General features: G+C 71.2%; 9 protein-coding genes and 2 pseudogenes. 7 read left to right on the forward strand and 4 right to left on the reverse strand.

What is annotated here, in order from left to right; all coding sequences use genetic code 11:
• Positions 1-105: 105 nt before the first annotated feature.
• A complete protein-coding gene (locus tag ACFVHI_RS18025) occupies positions 106-642 on the reverse strand; it encodes an AAA family ATPase (protein WP_380340400.1) in 537 nt (178 codons plus the stop codon).
• Positions 643-697: 55 nt separating this feature from the next.
• Positions 698-1,442 (reverse strand): annotated as a pseudogene (locus ACFVHI_RS18030) (helix-turn-helix domain-containing protein).
• A gap of 335 nt (positions 1,443-1,777) precedes the next feature.
• On the opposite strand from ACFVHI_RS18030, the gene ACFVHI_RS18035 reads away from it, so the two are divergent.
• Entirely contained in the window at positions 1,778-2,344 is a 567-nt protein-coding gene (locus tag ACFVHI_RS18035; RefSeq protein WP_063352163.1) for a hypothetical protein, read from the forward strand.
• Between the two features lie 183 nt (positions 2,345-2,527).
• Here ACFVHI_RS18035 and ACFVHI_RS18040 read toward each other — a convergent pair whose 3' ends face one another.
• Positions 2,528-4,093, reverse strand: coding sequence for an alkaline phosphatase family protein (locus ACFVHI_RS18040; RefSeq protein ID WP_380340403.1), 1,566 nt, complete (start codon positions 4,091-4,093; stop codon positions 2,528-2,530).
• Between the two features lie 216 nt (positions 4,094-4,309).
• Here ACFVHI_RS18040 and ACFVHI_RS18045 point away from each other — a divergent pair, with 216 nt between their 5' ends.
• The 4 genes from ACFVHI_RS18045 (at position 4,310) to ACFVHI_RS18060 (ending at position 8,035) form a co-directional block, all read left to right on the forward strand.
• Positions 4,310-5,077 (forward strand): GntR family transcriptional regulator, encoded by a 768-nt coding sequence (locus ACFVHI_RS18045; RefSeq protein WP_380340406.1) that lies wholly within the window; start codon positions 4,310-4,312, stop codon positions 5,075-5,077.
• Between the two features lie 127 nt (positions 5,078-5,204).
• Positions 5,205-5,414, forward strand: coding sequence for a ferredoxin (locus tag ACFVHI_RS18050; protein ID WP_063352161.1), 210 nt, complete (start codon positions 5,205-5,207; stop codon positions 5,412-5,414).
• Positions 5,404-6,807, forward strand: a complete 1,404-nt coding sequence (locus ACFVHI_RS18055; protein ID WP_380340410.1) for an NAD(P)/FAD-dependent oxidoreductase — start codon at positions 5,404-5,406, stop codon at positions 6,805-6,807. The genes ACFVHI_RS18050 and ACFVHI_RS18055 overlap by 11 nt, the downstream gene beginning before the upstream one ends.
• A 31-nt stretch (positions 6,808-6,838) precedes the next feature.
• Positions 6,839-8,035 carry a cytochrome P450 gene (locus ACFVHI_RS18060; RefSeq protein WP_380340413.1) on the forward strand — a complete coding sequence of 399 codons (1,197 nt, stop codon included), beginning with the start codon at positions 6,839-6,841 and terminating at the stop codon, positions 8,033-8,035.
• A gap of 113 nt (positions 8,036-8,148) precedes the next feature.
• On the opposite strand, the gene ACFVHI_RS18065 is transcribed toward ACFVHI_RS18060, so the two are convergent.
• Entirely contained in the window at positions 8,149-8,814 is a 666-nt protein-coding gene (locus tag ACFVHI_RS18065) for a TetR/AcrR family transcriptional regulator (RefSeq protein ID WP_380340416.1), read from the reverse strand.
• Between the two features lie 107 nt (positions 8,815-8,921).
• On the opposite strand from ACFVHI_RS18065, the gene ACFVHI_RS18070 reads away from it, so the two are divergent.
• Together ACFVHI_RS18070 and ACFVHI_RS18075 are read left to right on the forward strand one after the other, a co-directional pair.
• Positions 8,922-9,869: an SDR family NAD(P)-dependent oxidoreductase gene (locus ACFVHI_RS18070; protein WP_380340419.1), complete on the forward strand. Its 948-nt coding sequence runs from the start codon at positions 8,922-8,924 to the stop codon at positions 9,867-9,869.
• A gap of 360 nt (positions 9,870-10,229) precedes the next feature.
• Positions 10,230-10,314 (forward strand): annotated as a pseudogene (locus ACFVHI_RS18075) (IS5/IS1182 family transposase); the annotation flags it as partial.

Consider the following 10,314-nt stretch of genomic DNA (forward strand, 5'->3'; position numbering starts at 1 on the left):
CCCGCCCCCTGCGCGTTACGTCAGCGGTGCCGGCCGCACCGGCCACTTACCGGCCACCACCGTAGGTGGGGCCGCTTCGGGTGGTGGGCTCGATGCTTCCCGTCCTCAGGGCCGGGGTGTCCAGCCGGGTGGGGCGAGACGGGTGTCGGTGAGGATCCGCTCGACGGTCTCGTCGAGGGTGCTGTGCTGCGGAACGACGTGTTCGAGGCCGCCGGGCAGGAGGTCGTGGGGCTGGTACCAGCCGGCCATGTCCTCGGGGGAGAACTCGCCGGCCTGGGGGCGGGTGGCGTGGCGGCGCACGGTCTCGTCGAAGTCGGCGTCGAGGTAGTACAGGTGGCTGCGGCCGCGGTGGTCGGCGACGAGCCGGGCGAGCATCGGGCCGTAGCGCTCGGCGGCGAGGATGCCCTCGACGACGGTGTGGAAGCCGTGGTCCAGGGCGTGCCGGGCGACCAGGTCGATGAGGCCGATGTTCGCCCCGCCCGGGAGGTCGAGCTCGCGCAGGACGGCGCGTCGGAGCACGTCCTGCGCGACGACGGCCACGCCCCGCCCGTACGCGGCGCGCAGCCGCGCGGCGACGCTCGACTTGCCCGCCCCGCTCGGCCCGCGGACCACCACCAGCACGGTGTCCTGAGTTCCCGTCACGCCGGTACCGTACCGGCCGCGTACGGGGCCCTCCCGCGTACGCTGTGAGGCGCGGCTACGCTTCCGGCGGCACGCTGTAGTGGCTCAGGACGTGGTCCGCCGTGGACTTGTCCAGCAGGCGCAGTTCCCAAGGCCCGGAGTTGACGTCGAAGTCCTTGCCGAAGCCGACCCACTTGCCGGCCATGCGGCGGCCGGTCGGGTCGACCAGCAACTGAATAGCGCCGTGATACCTGGCCCCCTGGTAGTAGCCATCCTGCGCGGTCTGCTCCACCCAGGAACCCGTAACGATGTTCCGATCAACAGTGAGATCGAATGACAGCGGCGAGTCGGGATTGGACGACGCACCGGGGAGGGATCGCCCCGTGATCCGGTTGCCGTTCTGGGACAGCACGACGTGATGCAGACCGGTGAACGTGTTCTCCCGACTGCTGCTGTAGAACTCGTAGTGGCTGACCCATACCCCCGAGTAGTCCTCACCCGTAGGAGCGGGCGCAGTCTGCACGGGCACGCCCGGTTCATCACTGGTCACGTCGTGCCCTCCCGTACTGTCCACGCTGACCCTTGGCGGCAACTGTGGCGAGTCGAAGCCGAGGAATCTTGGTGACAGTCTCAAGGGCTCGAACGTACACCGGGCGGGGAGACCTCACCTCCCCTGACTCCCAACGTTGCACCAGGCGCTTGCTGGCGTCGTTCGGCTCCCCTTGGTCCTCCCCGGCCGCCCGCAGCCGCTTCGCGAACTCGTCCTGGCTGAGACGGAGTCCGAGGCGTACGGCCCGAAGGGTCTCGTTCGGCGTAGTCATGGCTAGAAGATAGGCCCAAACATCCTCTGAAGACGTCGAAATGACGTCTTGCCAGGATGCCGAAGTGACGCCTCCACGCCGTCGCAATGGTTCGCCGGGTTGGGGCACGATCGGTCTCCAACCCGCCACCAGAAGCAGGTAGGAGGTACCGCCCATGCACGTCGAGATCATCGTGTCCAAGCACAAGGGGGAGCCGAAGGACCCGCCGAAGCACCGGGGCAACCCGGCGCCGGAGCAGCCGCAGCCCGCCCCGCAGCCCAAGTAGTCACCTGACACACCGGGACCCCTGCCGACTGTGCACACGGTGGGGGCCCCGTTCACTCGGAGGAGTGCCCGTGGTTGACCCGAACCGGTTCCATATCGCCTACGCCATGCGGCAGTTCGCCGACGAGACGTGGACCAGTCGTGCCGAACGGTGGACGGCTTCGTTCTATGTTCCGGCCGAGAACATCGGCACAGCCGAGATCACCCGCGTGGTCCCCGGCTTGACGCCGAACCCCCGTGCTGCTCTGGACGCCGACCCGGGCCTGCTCGACCGTATCCCCCGCGTGGTCTTCACCGAGGACGGCGCCCTGACCCCCGCCGTGGCCAAGACGAATCCGACGCTGCTGCTCCTGCTGGAGTCCGTGCACGTCACCGACGCGTGGCGAGGCAAGGGGGTGGGCATGCGACTGGCCGTCGCCGCGCTCCGCCGGCTCGCCGTCCCCGGGGCGCTGGCCGTCTGCTATCCGGCCCCGATCCACGACCACGGGCCGGACGAACCGTGTTCCTACGCCTCCGACGACCCGGAGATCCGACGGCCGGACGAGGAGGCGATGACGAAGCTGCGCCGAGCCTGGGAACGGCACGGCTTCACGCACCTCGATCAGGGCGTGTACGCGATGGCGCTGAGCAGCCCATGAACGCCCCTGGGAACACCGAGGCCCCCGGACCCCTCGACGGAGCGTAACCCGGGGCCCGGTAGCCGGAATGGGCCGAGCAGCTCGGGCCGTTGCTCGCCGGGTAGGCCGGGCCCGGCACCTCCCGCCGCCCCGGGATGCCGGGGCGGCGGGAGGACCGGTGGCGGGGTCGGTCCCGTAGTGGTGTCAGGCGCCGAAGGAGACCTGGTCGACCGTCCAGAAGGCGCTGTTGGTGCCCGTGTAGCGGAACTGCAGGCGCGCGGTGGTGGCGCCGGCCGGCACGGTGACGGGCAGGTGCTCGACGGTGTTCAGGTCGGCGCGGTAGGACTTCACCAGCTGCGGGGCGCCGTTGTCGAAGACCACGTACACGTCGCCGGTCTGCGGGCCGTCGACCTTGTAGTTCGTCGCGAAGGACAGCGTGGCCCGGCCGAGGCCGGCGACCGGGTATGCCGGGCTGACCAGGGTGGAGTCGAACTGGCCGGCGCCGTGCGCCTTGTCGTCCCACTCGTCGGAGTCGGCGACCGCGAAGACGTTGCGGGCCCGCACGTTGGTCTCCCGGCCCTGTCCGAGCTGGGTGGCGCTCCAGAACTCGTCGGTGGCGAAGGCCCAGCCGCGCCACTCCGTCACCCCGCCGCTGGGCATCCGGGAGTTGTCGATGCTCCAGCCGCTGGGCGGCGTGTGCGTCCAGCCCCGGACCGTGGCCGGGATGCCCGTCTCGTCCACCCGGCCCTGGAGGGCGGGGCGCAGCGCGTCGAAGGCGTCCGGGGCGATCTCGTCGATCGGCTGCCCGTCCAGGCGCCAGGCGGGGTCGATCGGCGCGCCCTCGTGCTTGAGGACGGTCGGCGCGATGTCCACGGGCTTGACGTCGTAGCGCCGGGAGCCGGCCGGGTAGCCGGCGCCGTCGGCGATCACGAAGGTCTGCCGCTCGTTGGCGCTGTTGCCGCCGTGCCCGCCGGCGTCGGTGTGTCCGTGGTCGGTGGTGACGACGATCAGCCAGTCCTCCGAGCCGTACGCGGGGCGGGACTTGACGGCCTGCACGACCTGGCCGACGAGCGCGTCGACGGTGTGGATGGCGGCCGCGTACTGGGCGCTGGCGCCGCCGGAGGCGTGCCCGGCCTCGTCGATCCCGTCGAAGTGCAGGAAGGCGGTGTCCGGGTTGCCGTGGGCGAGGTAGTCGGCGGCGTCGGAGGCGGTCTTGGCGTCGTTCTCGTTCTCGGCGATCCGCAGGTCCGCCTTGCCGTTGAAGACGTTGCCGGTGATCGGGTTCCACGAGCCGATCACCAGTGTGGAGGCGGCCGGGTCGGCGGCCTCCAGGCGGCTGGCGAAGTCCGGGTACTGGTCGAACCGGGCGCCGGTGAACGCGTTGTCCTTGACCTGGTGCTTGTCGGGCCACACGCCGGTGGCGATGGTCGACCAGCCCGGCCCGGACAGGGTCGGCGCCAGCGGGTTGGCGTACAGGTTGCTGGTGGCGGTCATGCCGCCGGCCATCAGCGCTTTGAGGTTGGGCGCGTCGGCGGCCGCCAGCTTGTCGTAGCGGGTGCCGTCGACGCCGATGACCAGGGTCTTGGCCTGCTTGGTGCCGTCCGGCAGGCCCTTGTAGGTGGGGGCGGCGGGGGCGGCTGCGATGGGGGAGGCGGCTGCGGCGGAAGCGGCGGGGGAGGCGCCGGCGGGCGCCGACGGCAGCAGCACGGTGGCCGCGGCGGCTACGGCGGTGGCCACGGTGACGGTCCGGGTGGAGCGGGGAATGCGCACGGGGGCTCCCAACTGGGGGGCGACGCGGTGCGGTTGCACCGGCACCGAGGATGGGGCGCCCGTGCGAGGACGAGCCCTCCCCGGATCCACGGTTGTATGAACAACCGCCGAAATTAAGTCCAGACCGGTTACCATTCCGTGATCTAGGGGGCGCTGAACCGCCACTCGATGGCGCCGGACCGATGGCGCCGGACCACCGCTCGATAAGGTGGCGCGGTGAACCACGGCACCCCCCGGCCCCCCGTCGCCCCCGCCCGCTCCGGCGTCCCCGACCACGGCCGGGTGCCCAAGTACTACCTGGTCAAAGCCCAACTCGAAGAACTCATCGCCGAATTGGGCCCCGGCGGGCGCCTGCCCACCGAAGCCGACCTCGCCGAACGCCACCACGTCGCCCGCGCCACCGTCCGTCAGGCCCTGCGCGACCTCCTCCTCGAAGGCCGCCTGCGCCGCCAGGGCCGCGGCACCGTCGTCGCCGGCCCCAAGATCGAACAGCCGCTCTCCCTCGCCAGCTACACCGAAGGCGTCACCCGCCAGGGCCTGCGCCCCGGCCGCACCCTCATCACCCTCGACCGCCTCCCCGCCGACCCGCCCATGGCCCAGTGCCTCGCCGTCCCCGAAGGCGAACCCCTCTGGCACCTGGAGCGCGTCCTGCGTGCCGACGAGGAACGCGTCGGCCTGGAGTCCACCTACGTCCCCGTCGCCCGAGTCCCGCGCCTGGAGCGGGAGTTCGACCCCGAAGGCTCCTTCTACGGCTACCTGCGCGAGTGCGGCGTGCGGCTCGGCGGCGCCGACGAACGCATCGAGACGGTCCTCGCCACCCCCCGCGAAGCCCTGCTCATCGGCACCCCGCCCGCCCTGCCCATGCTGCTGCTCCACCGCCGCAGCCGCGACGCCGCGGGCCACCCCCTCGAACAGGTCCGCACCCTCTACCGCGGCGACCGCTTCAGCTTCACTCTCGCCCTGCATGCCCCCGACCGGGACTGAAGCCAGTACTGCGCTCCTCGCGGCAGGTGCGCGTACCGGCGCCGGTTCTCGTCCCATGCTGCGCGCGTCCGGTTCTCGTCCCATGCTGGAAGGGAGAGGGGGTACGGCGGCAGAGGAAGTGGTGGGGATGCGGACCGTTGTCGACCTCACGCGTTGCCAGGGCTACGCACAGTGCGTGTTCCTCGCGCCGAGGGTGTTCCAGCTGCACGGCGAGGAGGGACTGCTGTACGCCCCGGCCGTCCCCGACGACCAGGTCGAGCGCGTGCGCCAGGCCGCGGCGGCGTGCCCGGTCCAGGCCATCCTCCTCGGCGAGGAGGTGAGCGCTGATGGCCGGTGACCAGGGAGCCGGTGACCAGAGGGCCGGTTACCAGACAGAGGGCCGGATCGTCATCGTCGGCGCGTCGCTGGCCGGGTTGCGGGCCGCGGAGGCGCTGCGGGAGGAGGGGTTCACCGGCTCACTGACCGTGGTCGGCGACGAGCCTCATCCGCCCTACGACCGGCCGCCGCTGTCCAAGCAGGTGCTGCTGGGCCACGCTGCGGCGGACTCCACCGGGCTGCCGATGCGCCGGGATCCGGACGCCGAGTGGCGGCTGGGCGTACGTGCCACCGGCCTGGACCCCCTGGGGAAGCGGGTGATGCTGGCCGATGGCGAGTCGCTGCCGTACGACCGGTTGCTGATCGCCACCGGGACCCGGGCGCGGCCCTGGCCCCATCCGCAGGAGGCCGCCCTGGACGGGGTGTTCACCCTGCGTACCCGCGAGGACGCCGGCGGTTTGGCCGAGCGGTTGGCCGCCGGGCCACGGCGGGTGCTGGTGATCGGCGGCGGCTTCACCGGCTCGGAGATCGCTTCGGCCTGCCGGGAGCGCGGACTGGACGTCACCGTCGCCGAACGCGGCCCCGCACCTCTGGTGGGCGCGCTGGGCGGCACCCTGGCGAAACTCGCGGCCGCCATGCAGCGCAACCACGGTGTGGACCTGCGCACCGGCGTGACGGTCACCGCCCTGCGCGGGGACGGCGGCGGCCGCTTCACCGGCGCGGAGCTGTCCGACGGCAGCCGCGTCGAGGCGGACGTGTGCGTCGTGGCGCTGGGGGCGGTCCGCAACGTCGAGTGGTTGGCGGACTCCGGCCTGGCGGCGGGCCCGCGCGGAATCGCCTGCGACGCCGGGTGCCGCGCCTTCAACATGTACGGAATCGTCACTGACGACGTCTTCGTCGCCGGCGACGTCTCCCGTTTCCCCCACCCGCTGTTCGGTTACCAGATGCTCTCCCTCGAACACTGGGGGAACGCGGTCGAACAGGCCGGGGTGGCGGCCCACAACATGGTCAGCCCAGGGCCGCTGCGGCGCCCGCACCTCGCCCTCCCGACGTTCTGGTCGACCCAGTTCGGGCTCAACATCAAGTCGGTGGGCGTGCCCACCTTCTCCGACCACGTGGTCATCGCCCAGGGTTCTCTGGAGGCGCGCCGCCTGGCGATGGTCTACGGCTACCAGGGGCGGATCACCGCGGCGGTCACCGTCGACATGGCCAAGTCGATCGACTACTACCGGCACCTGATCGAGACGGCTGCGCCGTTCCCGCCCCCGCCCGGCGCGGCGGACCGCGCGCTCGCGGCGGACATCCCGATTCCGTCCGACGTGCCGGATCCGAAGGGGCTGTCCCACGGCCCCACCGTGGCGCTCACCGGATACCTGCCCGACCGTCGACTGACCGTGGTGCAGCCCCGCGGCTGACCCACGTCCCGCCCAACGACGAGGAGCCACCATGGACTCCGACACCCTGCTGGCACGGATCACCGACTACGCGAACCGCCCCGACCCCTACCCGCTGTACGCGGAACTGCGCGAGGCCGGTCCCGTCGTCCGGCAGGCAGACGGCAGCTACCTGATCGGCACCTACCACGAGGTCGCCGCCCTGCTCCACGATCCACGGATGAGTGTCGATCCCCGCACCTGCGGCGAGACGACGCACAAGCCGCCGTTCCTGCGGCTAGACGACCCGGAGCACCACCGACTGCGCACCTTGGCCATGCGGCCGTTCGGCCCCCCGCACAGCCCGGGCCGGGTCGATGCCATGCGCGGCGAGATCGTCCAGCTCACCGGGGAACTGACGGAGCCGTTCCAGGCGGGCGGCCGGATCGACATCGTCGACGACCTCGCCTACCCGCTGCCCGTCACGGTGATCTGCCGCCTGCTCGGCGTGCCGCGTGAGGACGAGCCGCTCTTCAGGGCGTGGTCCGACGCGCTCGTCGCGTCCGCCGACGTCCGGCCCGAGGCGGACTCCTCCGAGCGGGACGAGGCGGGCGCTGAGGCGGGCGAACAGGCGCGGGGCGAGATGGGCCGGTACCTGGCGGGCCTCGCCGAGAAGCGCCGTGGCAATCCGAGCGACGACCTGCTCTCCGCCTTCGTCAACGAACCGGACCCGGCCCTGCGGCTCACCCAGGAAGAACTCGCGGAAACCGCCGTGCTGCTGCTCATCGCCGGACACGAGACCACGGTGAACCTGATCGCCAACGGGGTGCTCACCCTGCTGCGCCAGCCCGAGCAGCTGGACCAGCTGCGTCGCGAACCGGACCTGCTGCCGCGAGCGGTGGAGGAACTGCTGCGCTACGAACCCCCGGTCCACATGCGCCAGCGCATCCCCCTCGCCGACATCGACATCGGCGGCACCACCATCCCCGCAGGCGCCTCCGTCGTGCTCGCGCTGGCCTCGGGCAACCGCGACCCCAAGCGGTTCCACGCGCCGGACCGGTTCGACCCCACCCGCCCGGACAACCAGCACCTCGGCTTCGGCAGCGGTATCCACCTGTGCTACGGCGCACCGCTCGCCCGCATCGAAGCCGAGGCCGCGCTCGGTGCGCTGATCCCCCGCCTCGGCGCGGCACGCCTGGTCCAGGATCCGCCCCCCTACCGGCAGAACGCCATGCTCCGCGGACCCCGCCACCTGCCCGTCCAGCTCTGAGGCCCCTCAGTGCACGGCCGTTTTGAGATCGTTTTGATCATGTGAGGTTTGTCGAGTCCCACGGTGATCTTCGTGGCGCGTCCAAGGTTCTGGCCTGTCCAGTGCCACGCAGGTCAGCCGCGGGGCAGCACGCCCAGGAGGGTTGCGGTCAGGGCCTGCTTCAAGTAGTCCTTCAGCTCCAGGTGGAAGCGGGCCAGGTCGGGCTCGGCCTGGTAGGCCGCCCGCAGGCTGGGCGGGGGTGTGCTGTACGCCGAGAGCGCGCCGGCCATGACCATGGTCTGCAGGCTGAACAGTGTTGCGTTTTCGCCCAGCTCCGGCAGGTACTTCAGGATCAGGGCGGTCATGGTTGTCAGGCGGTCCAGGGAGGCGCGCTTGTAGCGGGCTACGACCTCGACGGAGACGTTGTGTTCCAGGACGCTGCCCTGTGCGCCGAAGAGGTCGCACAGCACCGCTCGGCTGGAGAGCGAGCGGCTGAGGATCTCGGCCACCCCTGCCGCTCGCTCGGCCATGGGTAGATTTTCGTCGATGCCGGCCGCCAACTCGCCTGCCAGTTCCGTCAGCCACTCCTGCAGGAAGTGGTCCAGCAGTTCCAGCAGCACCGCCTCGCGAGACTCGAAGTAGCGCAGCACGTTCGGCTTCGCCAGGCCTACCCGGCGGCTGAGCTCGTTCAGGGTGACCGCGGCCACGGGCATCTCGTCGAGCATCGCCGACGCCGTGTCGAGGATCGCCCGTCGACGCATCTCCCGCTGCTCTTCGGTTCGCGCCCGCTGGAAAGTCATGATCACCAGACTAACTTAGGTACCTGCGGTACGTTGACAACGTACCGAAAGTACTTTAACGTCGTGCACAAGATACCTTCGGTACGTTAGTTAGTCGGGAGCCTGGCATGAGCGAGAAGTGGACGACGGCGAACATTCCGGACCAGCGCGGGCGGGTGGCCGTGGTGACCGGGGCCAACACCGGACTGGGGTACGAGACCGCCAAGGCGCTCGCCGAGCGCGGGGCGTCCGTGGTGCTCGCCGTGCGCAACGTGGAGAAGGGCCAGCAGGCCGCGGCCCGCATGACCGGCGACGTGACCGTGCAGGCGCTGGACCTGACCTCGCTCGACTCCGTCCGGACCGCGGCGGCGGCGCTGCGGTCCCGGCTCGACCGGCTCGACCTGCTGATCAACAACGCCGGCGTGATGTACACCCCGAAGCAGACCACCCGGGACGGCTTCGAGATGCAGTTCGGCACCAACCACCTCGGCCACTTCGCGCTCACCGGGCTGCTGCTGGACCTGATGCTGCCGGTGCCCGGCTCGCGCGTGGTGACGGTCAGCAGCACCGGCCACCGCATCCGGGCCGCGATCCACTTCGACGACCTGCAGTGGGAGCGGTCGTACAGCCGGGCCGCCGCCTATGGTCAGTCCAAGCTGGCCAACCTGATGTTCACGTACGAGCTGCAGCGTCGGCTCGCCACGCACGGCACCACCGTCGCGGTGGCCGCGCACCCCGGCGTGTCCAGCACCGAGCTCGCCCGCAACCTCCCCGCGGCCTTCCGGCTTCCGCTCACCTGGCTCGCGCCGCTGATCACCCAGAAGCCGGCGATGGGCGCGCTGCCGACCCTTCGGGCCGCCGCCGACCCCGCCGCGCTCGGCGGCCAGTACTACGGTCCCGGCGGACGCGGCGAGTTCATGGGCCACCCCCGGCTGGTCACCTCCAGCCCGGAGTCGTACGAGGTGGTCGTCCAGCGGCGGCTGTGGGCCGTCTCCGAAGACCTCACCGGGGTGAAGTTCCCCGTCGTTCAGTCCGGGCGGAACTCGTTTCCCTCCGGATCGGCCAGCACGGTGTAGCGCGTCGTCCGGGAACGCCTGACACGGATCCGGGCCGGGCGTCGGTGACCGACTCCGGCGAGTAGACACCCGGCTGCGGAGCGGGACACCTCGGCTTGCCGTCCGGTCCGCGGCCTTGTTGCCCACGGGCATGCGTCCGCGCGGGCCGGGGCGGCGTCCTATGGCCAGTCGCGTCCTATGCGGGGCCGGTGTCGTCCTGTGCGAGCCCGATCGCGTCCGCCGCGGTGGGCCCCGCAGCCGCCGCCGGCGTGCGGAGCACGGCCTTGAGGACCATCGGTACAGCCGTTAGCGCTAAGCACTTGATCTTGACCGGCTAAGGGCTGTCCCGTAACTGCTGGTCGCGGGTGAGGTGATCTTGCCGTGGCTGGTGTGATCACGGCGTCGGAGCCGTCCTGGATAGCCCCGTTCACCGGACTGAGCCCGCGGGACTTCCGCAAGCTGATGA

It is taken from the genome of Kitasatospora sp. NPDC127121 (assembly GCF_042677305.1).
Taxonomy (GTDB): domain Bacteria; phylum Actinomycetota; class Actinomycetes; order Streptomycetales; family Streptomycetaceae; genus Kitasatospora.